Annotated in this window: 22 protein-coding genes; 19 read left to right on the top strand and 3 right to left on the bottom strand. The window is 41.5% G+C overall.

What is annotated here, in order from left to right:
• Positions 1 to 6 precede the first annotated feature (6 nt).
• The 6 genes from ACZ42E_RS07020 to ACZ42E_RS06995 all read left to right on the top strand — a co-directional run bounded on the left by ACZ42E_RS07020 (position 7) and on the right by ACZ42E_RS06995 (position 7,626).
• The gene (locus tag ACZ42E_RS07020) at positions 7 to 1,290 is read left to right on the top strand and encodes a glycine/sarcosine/betaine reductase component B subunit (protein WP_464891637.1); all 1,284 of its coding nucleotides are present in this window, start codon (positions 7 to 9) and stop codon (positions 1,288 to 1,290) included.
• Positions 1,291 to 1,335: 45 nt separating this feature from the next.
• Complete coding sequence (grdA, locus tag ACZ42E_RS07015) at positions 1,336 to 1,803, top strand: glycine/sarcosine/betaine reductase complex selenoprotein A (RefSeq protein WP_464891636.1); 468 nt, start codon at positions 1,336 to 1,338, stop codon at positions 1,801 to 1,803.
• A 29-nt stretch (positions 1,804 to 1,832) separates the two neighbouring features.
• The gene (gene grdB, locus ACZ42E_RS07010) at positions 1,833 to 3,140 is read left to right on the top strand and encodes a glycine reductase complex selenoprotein B (protein WP_464891635.1); all 1,308 of its coding nucleotides are present in this window, start codon (positions 1,833 to 1,835) and stop codon (positions 3,138 to 3,140) included.
• A gap of 77 nt (positions 3,141 to 3,217) precedes the next feature.
• Positions 3,218 to 4,762, top strand: coding sequence for a glycine/sarcosine/betaine reductase complex component C subunit beta (gene grdC / locus ACZ42E_RS07005; protein WP_464891634.1), 1,545 nt, complete (start codon positions 3,218 to 3,220; stop codon positions 4,760 to 4,762).
• Positions 4,763 to 4,766: 4 nt separating this feature from the next.
• Entirely contained in the window at positions 4,767 to 5,912 is a 1,146-nt protein-coding gene (gene grdD, locus ACZ42E_RS07000) for a glycine/sarcosine/betaine reductase complex component C subunit alpha (RefSeq protein WP_464891633.1), read from the top strand.
• Between the two features lie 46 nt (positions 5,913 to 5,958).
• Positions 5,959 to 7,626: a formate--tetrahydrofolate ligase gene (locus ACZ42E_RS06995; RefSeq protein WP_464891632.1), complete on the top strand. Its 1,668-nt coding sequence runs from the start codon at positions 5,959 to 5,961 to the stop codon at positions 7,624 to 7,626.
• Between the two features lie 48 nt (positions 7,627 to 7,674).
• On the opposite strand, the gene folE is transcribed toward ACZ42E_RS06995, so the two are convergent.
• Positions 7,675 to 8,253 (bottom strand): GTP cyclohydrolase I FolE, encoded by a 579-nt coding sequence (gene folE / locus ACZ42E_RS06990; protein ID WP_464891631.1) that lies wholly within the window; start codon positions 8,251 to 8,253, stop codon positions 7,675 to 7,677.
• 329 nt (positions 8,254 to 8,582) lie between these two features.
• Between folE and ACZ42E_RS06985 the strand changes: the two genes are divergently transcribed.
• The 12 genes from ACZ42E_RS06985 (at position 8,583) to aroH (ending at position 16,256) form a co-directional block, all read left to right on the top strand.
• A complete protein-coding gene (locus ACZ42E_RS06985; RefSeq protein ID WP_464891630.1) occupies positions 8,583 to 9,308 on the top strand; it encodes a pseudouridine synthase in 726 nt (241 codons plus the stop codon).
• A gap of 1 nt (position 9,309) precedes the next feature.
• The gene (locus tag ACZ42E_RS06980) at positions 9,310 to 9,861 is read left to right on the top strand and encodes a cob(I)yrinic acid a,c-diamide adenosyltransferase (RefSeq protein ID WP_464891629.1); all 552 of its coding nucleotides are present in this window, start codon (positions 9,310 to 9,312) and stop codon (positions 9,859 to 9,861) included.
• A gap of 147 nt (positions 9,862 to 10,008) precedes the next feature.
• Positions 10,009 to 10,440, top strand: a complete 432-nt coding sequence (locus ACZ42E_RS06975) for a hypothetical protein (protein ID WP_464891628.1) — start codon at positions 10,009 to 10,011, stop codon at positions 10,438 to 10,440.
• Positions 10,441 to 10,463: 23 nt separating this feature from the next.
• Entirely contained in the window at positions 10,464 to 11,312 is an 849-nt protein-coding gene (locus tag ACZ42E_RS06970; RefSeq protein ID WP_464891627.1) for an HDOD domain-containing protein, read from the top strand.
• Positions 11,313 to 11,510: 198 nt separating this feature from the next.
• Positions 11,511 to 12,176, top strand: a complete 666-nt coding sequence (locus tag ACZ42E_RS06965) for a hypothetical protein (RefSeq protein ID WP_464891626.1) — start codon at positions 11,511 to 11,513, stop codon at positions 12,174 to 12,176.
• 27 nt (positions 12,177 to 12,203) lie between these two features.
• On the top strand, positions 12,204 to 12,419 hold the full coding sequence (locus tag ACZ42E_RS06960; RefSeq protein ID WP_464891625.1) for a 4Fe-4S binding protein: 216 nt from the start codon (positions 12,204 to 12,206) through the stop codon (positions 12,417 to 12,419).
• Between the two features lie 7 nt (positions 12,420 to 12,426).
• Positions 12,427 to 13,485: a 3-methyl-2-oxobutanoate dehydrogenase subunit VorB gene (locus tag ACZ42E_RS06955; RefSeq protein WP_464891624.1), complete on the top strand. Its 1,059-nt coding sequence runs from the start codon at positions 12,427 to 12,429 to the stop codon at positions 13,483 to 13,485.
• Positions 13,485 to 14,222, top strand: a complete 738-nt coding sequence (locus ACZ42E_RS06950) for a thiamine pyrophosphate-dependent enzyme (RefSeq protein WP_464891623.1) — start codon at positions 13,485 to 13,487, stop codon at positions 14,220 to 14,222. The genes ACZ42E_RS06955 and ACZ42E_RS06950 overlap by 1 nt, the downstream gene beginning before the upstream one ends.
• A gap of 14 nt (positions 14,223 to 14,236) precedes the next feature.
• Positions 14,237 to 14,785, top strand: a complete 549-nt coding sequence (locus ACZ42E_RS06945) for a 2-oxoacid:acceptor oxidoreductase family protein (protein ID WP_464891622.1) — start codon at positions 14,237 to 14,239, stop codon at positions 14,783 to 14,785.
• Between the two features lie 134 nt (positions 14,786 to 14,919).
• The gene (locus ACZ42E_RS06940; RefSeq protein ID WP_464891621.1) at positions 14,920 to 15,414 is read left to right on the top strand and encodes a hypothetical protein; all 495 of its coding nucleotides are present in this window, start codon (positions 14,920 to 14,922) and stop codon (positions 15,412 to 15,414) included.
• Between the two features lie 35 nt (positions 15,415 to 15,449).
• Positions 15,450 to 15,866 carry a HutP family protein gene (locus ACZ42E_RS06935; RefSeq protein WP_464891620.1) on the top strand — a complete coding sequence of 139 codons (417 nt, stop codon included), beginning with the start codon at positions 15,450 to 15,452 and terminating at the stop codon, positions 15,864 to 15,866.
• Between the two features lie 27 nt (positions 15,867 to 15,893).
• Positions 15,894 to 16,256 (top strand): chorismate mutase, encoded by a 363-nt coding sequence (gene aroH, locus ACZ42E_RS06930; protein ID WP_464891619.1) that lies wholly within the window; start codon positions 15,894 to 15,896, stop codon positions 16,254 to 16,256.
• 13 nt (positions 16,257 to 16,269) lie between these two features.
• On the opposite strand, the gene ACZ42E_RS06925 is transcribed toward aroH, so the two are convergent.
• Both ACZ42E_RS06925 and ACZ42E_RS06920 read right to left on the bottom strand, forming a co-directional pair.
• A complete protein-coding gene (locus tag ACZ42E_RS06925; RefSeq protein WP_464891618.1) occupies positions 16,270 to 16,683 on the bottom strand; it encodes a secondary thiamine-phosphate synthase enzyme YjbQ in 414 nt (137 codons plus the stop codon).
• Between the two features lie 17 nt (positions 16,684 to 16,700).
• A complete protein-coding gene (locus ACZ42E_RS06920; protein WP_464891617.1) occupies positions 16,701 to 17,522 on the bottom strand; it encodes a carbon-nitrogen hydrolase family protein in 822 nt (273 codons plus the stop codon).
• A 195-nt stretch (positions 17,523 to 17,717) separates the two neighbouring features.
• Here ACZ42E_RS06920 and aroF point away from each other — a divergent pair, with 195 nt between their 5' ends.
• Entirely contained in the window at positions 17,718 to 18,557 is an 840-nt protein-coding gene (gene aroF / locus ACZ42E_RS06915) for a 3-deoxy-7-phosphoheptulonate synthase (protein ID WP_464891616.1), read from the top strand.
• The last annotated feature ends 8 nt before the right edge of the window (positions 18,558 to 18,565 follow it).

Raw genomic sequence — 18,565 nt, 5'->3', positions numbered from 1 at the left:
ATAAGGATGCGATTAGAACTTGGCAATATTCATGTCAAGGATGTTAAATTCGGGGATAAGACCGAATTTAAAGATGGTGTAGTTTATATTAACAAGGATGAACTTTTAAAAGAAATACAGGATGAACGCTTTTCAAAAATTGATGTAGAAATTGTACGCCCTGGTGACTCAGTAAGAATTTGTCCGGTAAAAGATGTTCTGGAACCGAGGGTTAAGGTTTCCGGTAATGGCCAGGTTTTCCCCGGTTTCTTTGGCAATGCTGAAATTGTAGGGTCAGGAAGAACCCATGTTTTAAAAGGTATGACTGTTTTAACGGTAGGTAAGATCGTCGGCTTCCAGGAAGGAATTATCGATATGACCGGACCGGGAGCAGATTATACACCTTTTTCCAAAACTATAAATGTAGTAATACTGGTTGATAAGGTGGAAGGTTTACAGCAGCATGAACATGAAGCAGCTGTAAGAATGGCTGGACTTAAAGCTACCCGCTATATAGCTGAAGTAGCCAGAAATGTAGAACCTGATGAAATTAAAGTATATGAAACCAAGCCTTTATTTGAACAGCTTAAAGAATATCCTGACCTTCCCAAGGTTGCTTATGTTTACATGCTGCAGAGCCAGGGACTTATGCATGACACCTATCTTTATGGTGTAGATGCCAAACAGATTTTGCCAACTTTCATTTATCCGACGGAAGTAATGGATGGGGCTATTATAAGCGGTAACTGCGTATCTTCATGTGACAAAAATACTACTTTCCATCACATGAATAACCCCATTATATATGATCTCTATGAAAGACATGGCAAGGATTACAACTTTATAGGCGTTATCTGCACCAATGAAAATGTTACCCTGCTTGATAAAGAACGTAGCTCGAACTTTACTGCCAAACTGGTAGAATATCTGGGTGTTGACGGGGTAATTATCAGTGAAGAAGGCTTTGGTAATCCTGATGCTGACCTTATAATGAATTGCCGCAAGATTGCTGCTTTAGGTGTTAAAACTGTTTGTGTAACTGATGAATATGCAGGAAGAGATGGAGCTTCCCAGTCACTGGCAGATTCCCATCCTTCTGCTGACGCGGTAGTAAGTGGCGGAAATGCTAATGAAGTAATTACTCTGCCCAAATTAGACCGTGTAATAGGCTACATCGATGCCGTTAACGTAATTGCTGGTGGCTTTGATGGTTCATTGGCAGAAGACGGTTCTATAACTGTTGAGATACAGGCTATTACTGGTGCTACTAACGAATTAGGTTACAACAAAATGGGAGCTTTGGGCTTCTAATTTTTAAAAATAATATAGAGAGTTAGAGGAAGGAGAGTGTTTTTAATGGATAAGAGCTTTTTTGAAAATAAAAAAATCTGTATATTAGGTGACCGTGACGGTATTCCTGGTCCGGCTATCGCTGCCTGCATGGAAACTATAGGAGGAGAAATAATCTTCACCAGCACTGAGTGCTTCGTCTGAACTGCAGCCGGGGCCATGGACATGGCCAATCAAGCTCGTATTAAAGAAGCTGCTGAAAAATACGGCAATGAAAATGTAATCGTGGTAATTGGTGCTGCTGAAGCAGAATCTGCTGGATTAACAGCTGAAACTGTAATGGTTGGCGACCCGACTATGGCAGGTCCTTTGACCGGAGTAGAGCTTAAACTGAAAGTATTCCACATTTTCGAGCTTAAGGACCTTATTGATCCTCAGGTTTATGAAGAACAGCTCGGCATGATGGAAATGGTCTTAGATGTAGATGCTCTTTGTGCCGAAATGGAAAATATCAGAAAAGAATGTGGATGTTAATTGGCTAAGAAAAGGAGTTGAAAAGAAAAATGGCAGAGATCAGGGTTGTCCATTATTTGAACCAGTTCTTTGGTCAAATAGGTGGAGAAGAAAAAGCTGATATAGCTCCCTTGAAACAGGATGGACCTGTAGGACCGGGTACTGCGCTGCAGCAGGCTTTAGATCCGGATATGAAAATAGTGGGAACTGTAATATGTGGAGACTCTTATTTTAATGAAAATACAGAGACAGCTTTAAATGAAGTAATTGAAATGATTGCCAGCTTTAAACCGGACATCGTGGTTGCAGGACCTGGATTTAATGCTGGACGTTATGGAATGGCATGTGGCGCTGTATGTAAAGCGGTACAGGAAAGACTTAATATTCCGGCTCTGACTGGACTTTATGAAGAAAATCCTGGAACCGATATGTATAAAAAAGATGTTTATATTATCAAAACCGGTAATTCAGCTGCCCAGATGAGAAAAGCGATTCCTGCCATGGCCAAGCTGGCAGTGAAACTGGCAAAAGGACAGCCAATTGGCTCACCTGATGAAGAAGGCTACTTTGCCAAAGGGGTACGCAAAAACGTATTCCATGAAAAGAGAGGTTCTGCCCGTGCTGTTGATATGCTGGTAGCTAAATTAAAAGGCGAGCCTTTCAAAACTGAATATCCCATGCCGGTTTTTGACCGCGTAAAACCGCGTCCAGCAGTTAAAGACTTGAGCAAAGCCAAGATTGCTCTGGTTACTTCCGGCGGTATTGTACCGAAAGGGAACCCTGACCGCATTGAATCTTCCAGTGCTTCCAAATACGGAAGGTATGATATAACCGGCGTAACTGACCTTACTGCTGAAACTTATGAAACTGCTCATGGTGGATATGACCCGGTTTATGCTAATCAGGATGCCGACCGGGTACTGCCGGTAGATGTTCTGCGTGAAATGGAAAAAGAAGGCATAATCGGCAGCCTGCACAATGTTTTCTATACTACAGTTGGGAATGGTACTTCCGTTGCCAACTCCAAAAAATTCGCCCATGAAATAGCCCTGGAACTTAAGGAAGCTGGAGTGGATGCGATTATACTCACCTCTACCTGAGGTACCTGTACCCGTTGCGGTGCAACGATGATAAAAGAACTGGAAGATGTAGCAGATGTACCTGCTGTACACATCTGTACGGTAGTTCCCATTTCCAAGACCGTTGGAGCTAACCGCATAGTTCCGGCAGTCGCCATTCCTCATCCGCTGGGTGATCCCAGAATGAGTGCGGAAGAGGAAAAAGCCTTGAGAAGAAAAATTGTGGAAAAAGCTCTTAAGGCTTTGTGCACTGATGTTGACGACCAGACGGTTTTCTAAATTTATAAGTCTAAGAGGGTTAGGCCTTTTAAAGGCTTAACCCCTTATATAAATAAAATGTAAAGGAGGTAAAAGCTTTGAGCTATCCAGTAATCAAAGCAGCTTCTTATGTACTGGTACATGCACCTAACATACTGTTAGAGCATGGGACAACCATCACATCAGAGAAACTGTTGAACCCTGATTCCGAATATTTAAAAGCCCTTCCCAAGCATTTAAGGAGCTTTGAAGATGCAGTAAACTATGCTCCCAATCAGGTATATATAGGCAACATGAAGCCGGAAGACTTAAGGAACCATCCTTCCCCCTGGTACCAGAACCCGGTTAATGGGAGCAGAGATGGCAAATACGGTGAAATCATGCCGGAAGATGAATTTTACGGCTTAATGAAAATAGTAGACCGCTTCGATCTGGTAGAATTATCCCCTGAATTTGCAAGCGAGATCAAACCAAAAATAGAAGCCAGGAACCTTTTCAGCGCCAAACAGCTTGCTGCCCTGGACAAGACCAGAGACCTGGCAGAAATAGAAAAAATGGTAGAAAAACACGAAGCAGACGGCTTATACCTTGACGGCAAGCTGGTAGGGTGTGTAAGAGCAGCACATGAAACCGACATCAACCTTTCCGCCCACGTAGTGTTCGAGAACCTGGTATCCAAAGCATCCGGAGCATTGGCCCTGGCCAACCTTATAAAAAAACACGGCATAAATCCCCTGGACATAGATTATATAATTGAGACCTCCGAAGAAGCAGTAGGAGACATGAACCAGAGAGGCGGAGGGAACCTGGCCAAAGCCATAGGGGAAGTATGCGACCTTATGAATGCCACCGGCTGTGATATAAGAGGATTCTGTGCAGGTCCTTCCCACGGCATAGTAAACGCATGTGGCTTAATAAAAGCTGGGATATTCAAAAACGTAGTAGTAATGGCTGGAGGATCCTCAGCCAAACTGGGCATGAACAGCCGTGACCATGTCAAAAAAGGGATGCCGGCATTAGAAGACATGGTAGGAGGCTATGCCGTATTAATAAGTGCCAACGATGGACAAAGCCCGGTAGTAAGGACCGACATAGTAGGGAGACACAAAATAGCATCCGGCTCTTCCCCGCAGGCAGTAATGCAGGCCATAGTAGTAGACCCCTTGGAAGAAAACGGATTAAAAATAACCGACATAGATGTATTTGCACCGGAACTGCAGAATCCTGAGCTGACTGTACCAGCAGGAGCAGGAGATGTCCCCCTTGCCAACTACAAAATGATAGGAGCCATGGCAGTCAAAAAAGGAGAAATAGACAAAGCCGAACTGGCAAGCTTTGCTGAAAAACATGGAGTGCCTGGATTTGCACCTACCCAGGGACATATACCGTCCGGAGTACCCTTAATAGGACATCTCATAGATGACATAAAAGAAGGCAAAAAACAGAGAGGCATGATAATAGGAAAAGGCAGCTTATTCCTGGGAAGAATGACCGACCTCTTCGATGGAATAAGCTTCATAATAGAGAAAAACAGCGGCAAGATTGAAGAAACCAAACAGGACAGCGAAGAGTTAAAACAGCAGATAAGAGAAATAATAGCAGAAGCCATAAAAGAAGCAGCCGAATCTCTTGCCGGGAGGTGATAAAATGACAGAACAGGCCAAAAAAATAGCAGTAGAAGTACTAAAAGAAACGGCAGAGATGATAAAAACCGGAAAAGGGAAAGCGGCAGTAAAAATAGGCTTAACCACCTACGGGAGTGAAGTAGGTGCAGAAGCTCTGATAAAAGGGGCCAAAGAAGCCATGAAAAAAGATTCCAGCCTGGAAGTAGTAATAATAGGCCCCTGTCCTGATGAGAGCCTGAAAAACTATCCAGCAGAAGACGAAGACAGCGTACACCGGATATTGGAGGACCTGTTAGACAGTGGGGAAATACAGGGAGCAGTAACCATGCACTATCCCTTCCCCATAGGAGTATCAACCGTAGGGAAAATAATAACCCCGTATAGAGGAAAACCCATGTATATAGCGACCAGTACCGGAACCAGTGATGTAAACCGTGTACAGGCCATGGTAAAAAATGCCGTATATGGGATAGCGGTGGCCAAAGCAGATGGCATAGAAGAGCCGACAGTAGGGATATTAAATATAGAAGGAGCAAGACAGGTAGAAAGACATCTAAAAGCCATGCAGGAGAGAGGCTATCGGTTCAAGTGGGGAGAATCAGCCAGAAGTGATGGAGGGCAGGTATTAAGAGGGAACGACCTCATAATAGGAAGTGTAGATGTACTGGTAACCGACACCTTGACCGGGAATGTACTCATGAAGCTTTTCAGTGCTTACAACAGCGGGGGAAGCTATGAGACATTAGGATATGGATACGGGCCTGGAGTAGGCAAAGGATTTGACAGACTGATCCATATATTATCAAGAGCTTCCGGGACTCCGGTAGTAGCCAATGCGATAGAATACTGCGCCTCCATGGTAAGAGGAAAATTTCTGAAAATAAAAGAAGAAGAGATAGCCAAAGCCGAGAAAGCAGGCTGGATAGTAGAAACAGCCAAAGAAGCGAAAGAAGGAAAAGAAGAAGTGGAAATGCCGCCGGAGAAAGTGGTAGAGAGCCAGATAAGCGGAATTGACATACTGGAAATGGATGATGCAGTAAAGGCCTTGTGGAAGAACAAGATATATGCAGCAAGCGGAATGGGATGTACAGGTCCTGTTATCCTGGTAGCCAAAGAAGACCATGAAAAAGCGGTAGAAGTCCTTAAAAACAGCGGATTTTTAGGCTAATGCCTGAAAATAAATAAAAATATAAATGAAGGAGGACTGAAATTTAATGAAGAGCGACATTCAAATTGCACAGGAAGCCAAAATGCTCCCTATCGTGGAAGTAGCCAAAAAAATTGGGCTTACTGAAGATGATCTGGAGCTTTACGGCAAGTATAAGGCCAAGGTTTCTCTGGATGTTTGGGAAAGAATCAAGGATAAACCTTGTGGAAAATTAATCCTGGTTACTGCTATAAATCCTACTCCGGCAGGAGAAGGTAAAACTACCACCACTGTTGGATTAGGACAGGCTTTAAACAGGGTTGGCAAAACTGCTATTATAGCTCTGCGTGAACCTTCTTTAGGACCCAGTTTTGGAGTAAAAGGTGGGGCTGCTGGCGGTGGATATTCTCAGGTTGTACCGATGGAAGACATCAACCTGCATTTTACCGGCGATATTCATGCAGTATCTACAGCTCATAACCTTCTGGCTGCTTTGATAGACAACCATCTGCATCATGGTAATGAGCTTAATATAGATCCGCGCCAGGTTGTATGGCGCAGAGTAGTTGACCTGAATGACAGGGCTTTAAGAAATGTTATCGTAGGCCTGGGCGGCAAAGCTAATGGTGTGCCTCGTGAAACGGGATTTGATATAAGCGTTGCTTCCGAAATCATGGCCTGTCTCTGCCTGGCTAAAGATTTGATGGATCTTAAGGAAAGATTTAAGCGCATGGTAGTTGCATATACCTACGATGGCAAACCGGTAACTGCTGATGACCTTAAAGCAGCTGGGTCTCTGGCTCTGTTAATGAAAGATGCTATCAAGCCTAACCTGGTACAGACTTTAGAAAATACTCCTGCTTTTATACATGGCGGGCCTTTTGCTAACATTGCTCACGGAACTAACAGCTTGATGGCTACCCAGATGGGATTAAGGCTTGCTGATTATATGGTAACTGAGGCTGGATTCGGTGCTGACCTGGGTGCTGAAAAATTCTTTAACATCGTATGCCGCTATGGCAATATGAAACCTGATGCGGTAGTTATAGTAGCTACTATCAGGGCTCTTAAGAACCATGGTGGAGTGCCGAAGGACAAATTAGGCGAAGTTAACATGGAGGCCTTAGAAAAAGGTGTTGCTAACTTAGAAAAACAATTAGAAAACGTACAGAAGTTTGGTCTGCCGGTAGTAGTTGCTTTGAATGAATTCCCGACTGATACTCAGGAAGAAGTAGATCTGGTAGTAAAGAAATGCAATGCTCTGGGAGCAGAAGTTGCAGTATCCCAGGTATGGGCTAAAGGTGGAGCTGGCGGAGAAGATCTGGCTCGCAAGGTTATTGCTGCTGCTGAAAAACCCAGCAATTTCAAATTCCTCTATGAATTAGACATGCCGGTTAAAGCAAAAATTGAAAAAATTGCTACTGAAATTTACGGAGCCAAAGGAGTAATCTATACTCCAACTGCTGAAAAGAATATTGCCAAAATTGAAGAATTAGGTTACGGCAACCTGCCTATATGCATGGCCAAGACCCAATTCTCACTCTCTGACAATCCGAACCTGAAGGGAAGACCGACTGGCTTTGAAATTACTATCAGAGAAGCTAAAGTTTCGGCAGGAGCAGGATTTATCGTAACTTATGCAGGTGAAATCATGACCATGCCTGGATTGGCAAAAGTTCCTGCTGCTGAAAAGATTGACATTCTTCCCAGCGGAGAAATTGTTGGTCTGTTCTAAATGTAAACGGCAAATAAAAAGGGTAGCTTAAATGCTACCCTTTTTTATTTACCTTTTATTCAGGATTAATGAAAGCAGTTCTTCTCTTGTCTGGTGTCTGGTTTCAAAAAGTCCCCTTAAGGCTGAAGTTACAGTTATAGAACCTGGCTTTCTTATACCCCGCATGGTCATGCACATGTGCTCTGCTTCTATTACAACGCCTACTCCATGAGGATTTAGAGTTTCATATATACAGTCGGCAATCTGAGAGGTCAGCCTTTCCTGCAGCTGCGGCCTTTTGGCATAAGCTTCAGCTACCCTGGCCAGTTTACTTATGCCGATAACTTTTCCTCCCCGCGGAATATAAGCGACATGTGCTTTCCCGTAAAAGGGAAGAAAATGATGTTCACACATGGAATACAAAGGGATATCTTTTACTAAAACCAGTTCATCATGGAACTCTGAAAAGGATACCTGTAAAAATTCCTTCGGTTCACACCAGAGCCCGGAAAATATTTCTTCATACATTTTGGCCACTCTCCTGGGAGTGTCTCTTAACCCTTCTCTTTCCGGATCTTCTCCTATAGCTTCTAAAATCATGCGAAAAGCCTGCTCGATTTTCGGTTTATCAATCTGTTTGCATGCCATTTTTTATGCCTCCAAACTTTAAAAATTAAGATGATGACTTGTGTTTATTTATATATAGTTTAAACGGTAGCACAAAAAAGTATTTATAGTTGCTAATTCATTCAGCTTAAGTTTAGCATATCATGTTAAAAAAAGTAATTGATAATGGAAAGAAGTCATATTAAAGAATTTTATTAGGATAGTAAGGTTTTAGTTATCGATTAAAATTTACAGAATAAAGCAGGGAAAGGTTGTTTGATATTTGGCATAATAATGACTGATTTTGAAAAGGATAAAATACAGAAGATGTAGAATTTTTATATAAATTATGCTTTAAGGAAGGATGGAGGTTGCGTTTAGCTAAATACCTGGCACAGGCAGGGGTCGCATCGCGTCGCAAGGCAGAAGAAATGATAGAACAAAAGAGAGTAAAAGTAAATGGGGTTATTGTAGATACTCAAGGTATAAAAATTGATCCGGAAAGAGATGTTGTGGAAGTTGATGGTCAGGTAGTTAATAAATGTAATGATAAGATATATATTTTATTAAATAAACCGGCTGGCTATATAAGCAGTGTTTATGATCCTCAGGGAAGACCTACGGTAGTCCAGCTGGTGAAAGAAGTAAAAACCAGGATTTACCCCGTAGGAAGGCTGGATTTTGATACCGAAGGACTGCTTTTGCTTACCAATGATGGCGATTTTACTAACCTTATGCTTCATCCCCGTTATGAGATAACTAAAACTTATGAAGCTTTAGTAAAGGGCATGGTAGGCAGGGAAGCATTAGAAAAGCTTAAAAAAGGTGTGCTTTTAGAGGATGGCATTACTGCACCGGCCAGGGTAAAGATCCTCAGGAAGGGAAAAGACAAAACTTTGCTGGAGCTGAAGATTCATGAAGGAAGAAAAAGGCAGGTAAAACGCATGTGCAGGGAGATTGGACATCCGGTACTAAAATTAAAAAGGACTTCATTCGGCTTTTTAAATTTGGATGGCTTATCTGCTGGAGAGTATCGCTACCTAACTCCTGATGAGGTGGAAAAGCTTAAAATGATGGCCTGCGGACGGAGGCATTAGAATGATACTGGCATTTACAGGTGATGGTAAGGGAAAAACAACGTCGGCAGCTGGTTTGGCGCTTAGAGCCTGGGGACAGGGTAAAAAGGTTTTATTTATTTCTTTTTTAAAATCAGGTTTAAAAAGCGGTGAGTTTAAAGCGATAAAGAAAATAAATGTTGAAGACTTTGTAACAGCCTGTTTTGGACGCAGTTGCCCTTATGGCGATGAGGACTGCTGTCTGGGTAATTTGGAATGCATAGTTTTGCCTTCTAATATTGAAAATAGGGATTATGAAATAATTAGAGAAGGGCTCCTTTTTGCAGAAGAACAAATAAAAAACAGTTTTTGGGATATAGTTATACTAGATGAAATAATCAATGTTTATAATCTTTTCCCTGTTTACCGGCAGGTTATTTTAGATTTGCTCAAAAATATCCCCGTTGATGCGGTTATTACCGGTAGAAGCTGTCCCGCAGAAATTATAGAGCTCTGCCATCTGGTAAGTGAAGTAAAGTTTATAAAAAATCCTTACGATAAAAAGATAGAAGCTAAAAGAGGTATAGAGTATTGATTTATTTTTAATTGGAGTTGGCGGCTTTAGGGTATAATAAAATTAATAGGAATTTGGTCCAGGTTAGTTATAAAATGACCCTGCTTAAACAGCAGAGTATTTGCTTAAAATGACAGTAATAAAATAAGCAGGACCGGGGGGAAGATTTTGAAAAAATTAAAGCTAAAAGTCAGGTTTGATTTTTTGGGAAGAGCAAAGCAAGGTAAAATATTCGGCGGTAAAACAAGTGAACAGGTAGCGGAAGAAATAAGACAGCATAAGGTTTCCCTTATGCGCAATGTTCCTATTCAGGGAATAACTATTGAAGATATAGATATGAGCGGGGAAATTTATTTTGTTTATGATGAATTTAGCGGCAAATCATCAGCCTATGCCCCTGTAGTCATAACTTTTACTGCTGATTCACTGGAAGATGCGGTAAAGTTTACTATGAAAGAGGAGTTTAGGACGGTTGAAATATTAGAACCGGAAGAACTTGTCTTATCCAAGCTTGATATAGGAAGAATCTTGTTAAAAATTTCAGAAGAAATGGCTAACTACAAGTTTTACCTGGAAAGAAAGCTGGATAACTGGAAGTAGCAGTTTTAAGGGGAGGTAAATTAATGGGGAGAGTTTCACTGGATGATATAGTTAGAGCGGTAAATGATTTGCCGGCTCTGCCAAGTGTGGTAGTCAAAGTCATGAAACTGGCAGAGGATCCCAATTCTACTGCTCAGGACATAAATAATGTTTTAACTCAGGATCAGGCTATGACAGCCAGGGTTTTAAAACTTGCCAATTCTGCTTTTTATGGCTTTCCGCGGCGTATTGCTACGGTGACTGATGCTACTGTTTTTTTGGGATTCAAGACTATAAAAAGTATTGTAATGGCAGCTTCCGTGAGCGATATTCTGAATGCCGAAATGACAGGCTATGCCTTAGAACACGGAGAATTATGGAAACATTCACAGTGTGTAGCCATGGCGGCCAGGCATATTGCACGCAAAGCTAAATTTGCCCAGCTTGATCTGGCATATACCAGCGGCTTGCTGCATGACATAGGCAAGGTTATACTTAACAATGCCATGAAGCAGTTCTATCATGAAGTAGTGGCAAAAGTAAGTGAAGGGAATATCGATTTTATAGAAGCTGAAAATATGGTATTGGGATTTAATCATGCCATGGTAGGTTCCAAGGTGGCGGAAAAATGGAATCTCCCACTGGAACTGGTTGATACTATTGCTCACCATCATAGCCCGGAAAAGGCGAAAGTAAATAAACCTTTAACTTCTATTGTTCATCTGGCCGATGCTGTTTGTGTGTCTATGGGTATAGGAATAGGCATAGATGGTATGCTTTATGCGGTCTCTGAGGAGGCATTAAGAATATTAAAAATGGATGAAGAGGATATATATGCTATTATAAATGAGCTTACCGATATATTCTCTGATGAGCAAAGCTTCAACTTTTAGCCAGATATAAGGACATTTTGTTTTTTACAGATGCTAGGGGAATGTCCTTGTGTCTGGTTATTTTTTTAACAAAATGTTATTTTTTTTTTAACAGATTATAAAACCTCTAGAATTTTATTTTTTTTAGTAATATACTTTTTTATTATATTACTTTATATTAATTTTGCTACAAATAAATTCAAAGAAAGAAGGATTATTTTGGCAAGTACTGTTATTTTTTCCGGTGGCTTTGGCAGTGGAAAGAGTGAAATAGCTTTAAATTTTGCCGTAGAGAAAAAAAACGAAAATAGTGGGGAAATAATACTGGCTGATCTGGACATAGTAAATCCTTATTTTGCTTCCCGGGAAATGAGAGGGATTTTGCGGCAAAAAGGGATAAGGGTACTGGCACCTGGTGAAGAACTTATATTTGGAGATGTACCGGGTATACCATCTGAAATTATTGGAGTTTTACAGCAGAGAAACCACATTATTATTGACCTGGCAGGTGATGAAGTAGGGGCAGTAGTGCTGGGATATATCAGGGATTATTTATTAAAGAGGGAGGAACTTGATTTTTTCCTGGTTATAAATCCTTATCGCCCTTTTGCCGGGGATATAGACAGCATAAAAGAACTTAAGTATTATTTGGAAAGGGCTTCCAGGCTCAATTTTACGGGTATTATAAGCAACCCTAACCTGGTGGAAGAGACTACGGTGCAAATAATAAAAGAGGGGCATGAAAAGGTTTTAGAATATGCAGAAGTGTTGAATCTCCCGGTAAGGTATTTGACAGTTGAAGAAAAGTTCTATGAAGAACTGGCAGTTTTTTATCCGCAAATATTAAAGAAAATAAAAATTAATTTAAGGCCACAATGGATATAGTCTATTTACATAGGGGGAAAAGGTAGTATGGCAAGAGGGATATTAAGTTTTCATATGGATCGCTGCAAAGCTTGTGAATTATGTATCCATTTTTGTCCCAAAGATACCCTGGGATTGGATAAGAATATTATAAATGCTTTGGGATATCATCCGGTTACTGCCATAAATCCTGAAAGCTGCACGGGATGTGGTACATGTGCTATTATGTGTCCTGATTTAGTTATCGAAGTGGAAAGGGAGTGATGGTAGTATGGAAAAGGTCTTGATGAAGGGGAATGAAGCTTTAGCTGAAGGCGCGATAAGGGCAGGGTGTAAGGCATATTTCGGTTATCCTATTACTCCGTCAAGTGAGATTGCTGAATATATGGCCCGCAAATATCCCAAGATAGGCGGGGTTTTTTTGCAGGCGGAAAGTGAAGTGGCAGCTATAAATATGGTATATGGAGCTGCTTCTACCGGGGCCAGGGTTATGACTGCTTCTTCAGGACCGGGAATAAGCCTTAAACAGGAAGGAATTTCATTTATTGCAGAGGCTGAGCTTCCATGCGTTATCGTTAATATATCGCGCGGAGGTCCGGGATTAGGAGGCATTCAACCTGCTCAATCAGATTATTTTCAGGCTACCCGGGGAGGAGGGCATGGCGACTATCACACCATTGTCCTGGCTCCTGCCAGTGTGCAGGATATGATGGATTTTGCCATGGATGGTTTTGAACTGGCAGATAAATATCGCATACCGGTAATGATAATGGCAGAAGGAACCCTGGGACAGATGATGGAGCCTATTGTTTTGAGAGATCCTGTTACTCCAGCTTATGAAAAGCCCTGGGCGACTACTGGATGTAAGGGAAGAAGACCTAATGTTATTACTACTCTCCATTTGCCTCCCGAAGAATTGGAACAGAGGAATAGATATCTAAAAAGCAAATATGATTTGATAAGGTCTAAAGAAAAGAGAGCCGAAACTTTTATGACCGAAGATGCAGAATTAATTTTGGTTGCTTTTGGACTTATGTCCAGAGTAGCTAAAAAGGCAGTTATTGAAGTGCGCAAAAGAGGAATAAAGGCTGGGTTAATAAGACCTATAACTCTATGGCCTTTCCCTGATGACTATATAGTAGAGGCTGCTGAAAACGGGGCTAAGCTGTTCTTATCTTTGGAAATCAATATGGGGCAGATGGTAGAAGATATCAAATTAGCCTTAAATGGCCGTTCCCGGGTTGAATTTTATGGAAGAATAGGCGTTATTCCCAATCCAGAAGAGATTATCGGTGTAGTTATGCAGATAGCAGAAAGGGAGGGGCTGTAATGAAAGTAGTAGCTAAAAGACCGGAAAGCCTCTATGACAAAAAATTTCACTACTGTCCGGGATGCACGCACGGTATTATTCACAGGGTAATAGCGGAATGTATTGATGAAATGGGACTGCGGGAAAAAACTATCGGCGTTTGTCCAGTAGGCTGTGGAGTACTGGCATACGAATATTTTAATTTCGATATGCTGGAGGCTGCCCACGGCAGAGCTCCGGCCATAGCTACTGGAATAAAGCGGATGCTTCCGGAGAATTTTGTTTTTACCTATCAGGGGGATGGAGATTTAGCATCCATAGGTATGGCAGAAATTGTTCATGCTTCTGCGCGGGGAGAAAATATAACCGTTATTTTTATCAATAACACCATTTATGGAATGACCGGTGGGCAAATGGCACCGACCACCTTAATTGGGCAGGTTACTACCACTTCCCCTTATGGACGCAAGCCTGAATTGGCAGGCTATCCGGTAAGGATGGCTGAACTTCTGGCTACCAATGAAGGGTCAGCATATATTTGCCGGACGTCGGTACATAATCCAGCCAATGTAAATAAGACGAAAAAAGCTATAAAGAAGGCTATTCAAACCCAGATGGAAGGAAAAGGTTTTTCTATGGTGGAAATCCTGTCGACTTGCCCCACTAACTGGGGAATGAGTCCTATTAAAGCGCTGGAAAGGGTAGAAAAGGAAATGATACCGTATTTCCCGCTGGGAGAATTTAAGGTCAAAGAGTAAGGAGGTATGGAAGGATGGAAGAAAAACAGGTATTGTTTGCAGGTTTTGGAGGCCAGGGAGTTCTTTCCATGGGGCAGTTTTTGACTCATGCGGCATTAAGCGCAGGTAAACATGTATCCTGGGTTCCTTCCTATGGTGCAGAGATGCGGGGAGGTACAGCCAATTGTTTGGTGACTATATCAGATGAAGAAATAAGCTCGCCTATAACTGAAAACCCGCTTATGGCAGTTATACTCAACAGGCCTTCTCTGGATAAATTTGAAAATAAAATAAAGCCTAATGGGACCCTGGTAATAAATTCTTCACTTGTTGACCGTGATCCTAGAAGGGATGATCTAAATGTATTAAAACTTCCGGTTAATGAACTGGCAGATAGAATAGGAAACCCCCGGGGAGCCAATATGATACTTTTGGGAGCTTATCTTGAAAAAACCAAAGTAGTAGAGGTTGAAAAAGCCCTGGAATATTTTGATGTTATATTTAAGGGAAAAAGTGAAGAAGTTATAAGAAAGAATAAGGAAGCCTTTTTGGTCGGCGTGGAATATGCCCGCCAAAACTGGTAAAAAAATGTAAATACAGTAATAATTTATTATAACCTCCAGCATATAAAATTGAGGCTGGAGGTTTGTTATTTAGGGATAAAGTTTAGCCCCCGGGCATAATATAGAGGAGAAGCTTGTTCCGGGGTGAGTGGAAAATGAAGAAATTGGCAGATAAAGTGGAAAAAATTTTGTTAAGAACCATAGTGGTAACCGTTTTAATCATAGTTGTGGTACAGGGACTTATGGTAAAAGAGCCTTTTCGGCTGTATTTAAGCTGGGGAGAGCGGCTGGAGGGGCAGAAAATTGAATATCCGGTAAATAAAGTGGATTATGGGGCTTATAATGAGTTTGATGTAAAATCTCCCTATGCCTTTATGGTTATTTCTGCGGAAAAGTATTCTAGCTTGCCTAAAGCAGTAGTTTTGGTTAATAATAGGGAAGTAAAAAGATTTACCAGCAATGAAGTAAGGCTGAAGGTTATGGCAGGAGATAAGGTAGAGATTGATTCTACCTTTTATGATCTCCCTGTTGAGTACAGGATAAAGGAAGTTTCCAATAACTTATCCTACCCGGAAAAAGGCAGCGTATACAGATCAAATGGAGGCCAGGATGGTGGTATGGTAATGATTGGGGAAATTATAGTAAAATAATAAGTGTAATAAATTCTAAAGGTGGGATAAGTTTTATGGAAGTAGGGAGTAAAGCAGTAGCCAGTGCAGCTATAAAGATGGCCTTAACGGCAACCCGTCAGGAAGAAAATATTTTAAAAGATGAACTTTATAATAAATATGGAATAAAGGCGGTAGCTGTTGATTACGGAGGAGAATTTATTACTTCAGTGGGCAAAATTGTAGAAAGATCAGTAGTAGCTGCCAAAAGGGAAGGAGTAATAAAAGATACTCATGCCGAAGAGGGAGCTGTGGCAGGTGCAGCCAGGGAGGCTATTGCCCAGCTTATGCCTAAAGCCCTGGGTCTTAATGTAGGAGGAAAAATAGGGATCGCCCGCTATAAAGATCATGTTAGTGTAGCTATATTTTTAGGCATTGGGCTCCTTCACCTGGATGAGGTGGCCATAGGGCTGGGGCATCGTGCTGTTTCCTGAATAAATTAGAAGCGGAGTTGATGGTGATTGAAAGTTAGAGGTATAAGAGGGGCTATAACGATAGAAAAGGATACGCCGGAAGAAATACTGGAAGCTACCAAGGAACTGCTTTTCAAGATAAAGGAAGAGAATGATTTTGAGGTAGACGATATCGCCAGCATTCTTTTTACAGTAACCTCCGATGTCCGTTCGATTTTCCCTGCTCAGGCAGCCCGCATGATAGGGTGGGATAAAGTCCCTCTGCTGTGCTTTCAGGAAATAGAAGTTCCTGGTGCTCTTCCCCGTTGCATAAGGGTTCTGGTACATATAAACACAGAAAAAAGCCAGGAAGAGATTAAACATATTTATTTGCGGGAAGCCAGAAAATTAAGAGAAGATTTGACGAGTTAGAAGGGAGAAGTATTCATTCTCCCATAACTTTTATAATAACCCTCTTTCTTCTTCGCCCATCAAATTCGGCATAAAATATCTCCTGCCAGGGGCCTAAATCCAGATCCCCATCAGTTACCGGCACTATAACCTGGTGGTGGACGAGGATACTTTTAAGATGAGCATCTCCATTATCTTCACCGGTACGGTGGTGATGGTAGTCAGGACCGAAAGGGGCTATTTCTTCCAGCATATTATCGATATCTTTAAGGATTCCGCTTTCGTTGTCATTGACAAAAACCCCCGCGCTTATATGCATGGCACTTACCAGTATAAAGCCTTCCTTTATACCGCTTTTTTTGCAGGCTTCCCTGACTTTATCGGTTATGCGTATATACTCTCTTCTTTTTTCTGTATTAAACCACAGATATTCGGTATAAAATTTCATTTTCAAACCTCCTTAATTTATTCTTCTGCCTGCAGTTTGACTCTGGTTTGTTTTAATAACGGCATTTCTTCCCGTATTTTATCTATAATTGACAAATCAAGGGAAGCAAAAATAACTTCCTCTTCACTGCCGCCTTTGGCTATTATTTCGCCCCAGGGATTTACTATCATGGAATGTCCCCATACCTGAAATGAGGCTTTTGGGTTGCGGGCAGGAGATGCAGCAATGACATAGACCTGGTTGTCTACTGCCCGGCAGCGCATAAGAAGCTCAAAATGATCTTTACCTGTTTTAAGGCTGAAGGCAGCAGGGATAACCAGCATTTTTGCCCCTTTTAGGGAAGCCAGCTTGGCCCATTCGGGGAATCGGCAGTCATAGCATATAAGGACGGCAAAAGGAAGCTGGGGATGAGGAATTACATCTATTTTATTTCCTGCTGTAAATATATCTGATTCTTTAAAGGTTATTTTACCGGGAATGTCCACATCAAAAAGATGGGCTTTGCGGTATACTCCTTTAAGTTCCCCCTGCTCATTGAAGATAAAACTGGTGTTGTATATTTTCCCCTGGCTGTCTTTTTCCGGAATAGTTCCGCCCACCAGATATATTTTATGTTTTACCGCCTGTTCCTTCAGAAATAGTGTGGAAGGGCCTGGATAAGTTTCTGCATACTGAGGCATAAGGTCAGTTTGATAAGGAGCATTGAAAATTTCCGGCAGTACCACCAGCTCAGCTCCTTTTTCTACGGCTTCTTTTATCATTTCTTCTGCTTTTTTGAGGTTTTTTTCTTTGTCTTTTTCTACTTTCATCTGGCATACAGCTACATTAAGGCAGGCCATAAAAAATCTCCTTTACCGGATTAAATTGCAGAAAAATGGGGTTATTCTTTTATAATGCACATAAACAGATTTTTTTACTAATTATATACCATTTTATTGTATTATACTAATAGAGCAATGGCTTACAGGTGATTTAGTATCAAGAAAACCGGGAAATATAAGTAAGAGATTTAAGTTTTCATGGAGGAAAAAACTATGCGCCCGTTTAGACTGGTAGCCAAAGAGGCTAAAGATGGAAATACAGTGATTAAAATAAATACTCCAGATAATACAGTTTTTATCGGAGAAGGTTATTGTACGGTTATTGCTGGTCCCTGTGCTGTGGAGAACAGGGAGGATTATATAAAGCTGGCTGAATTTTTAAAGGATAACGGAGTACATATGTTAAGGGGCGGCCTTTTTAAACCCCGCACTTCTCCTTATTCTTTCCGGGGATTGGGAAAAGAAGGCCTTTCGATTATGGTGGAAGCCAGGAACTTAACGGGACTTCCTTTGATAACCGAAATTATGGATGTAAGAGATTTGGATATTTTATATGACCATATTGATGTTTTTCAGGTAGGCAGCCGTAATATGCAGAATTTTACCCTTTTAGACGAACTGGGGAAAATAGACAAGCCGGTTCTTTTGAAGCGGGGTTTATCCGCGACTATCGAGGAATGGCTTCTGGCTGCCGAATATATTTTAAAGGGAGGCAATGATAAGGTTATCCTCTGTGAAAGGGGAATCAGGACTTTTGAACCTTATACCCGCAATACTGTAGATATAGGAGCGGTAGCTCTGGTGAAGCACCTTTCCCACCTTCCAGTACTGGTTGATCCCAGCCATGCTACTGGCAAATGGGAACTGGTTATGCCGGTAGCTAAAGCGGCCATAGCGGCAGGAGCTGATGGGGTTATGGTAGAGGTGCATCAGGATCCGGAAAAAGCTTTGTCTGATGGTAAACAGTCCTTGAATATGGATAATTTTTGCAGGATGATGCAGGAGCTCAGGAAGTATGCTGCTCTGGAAGATAAGAAAATCTATATTGATTAAGGAGAGGA

The organism is Thermosyntropha tengcongensis, assembly GCF_055381335.1.
The sequence above is the reverse complement of the archived record's forward strand: the minus strand, read 5'-3'. Positions and strand labels throughout refer to the sequence as shown.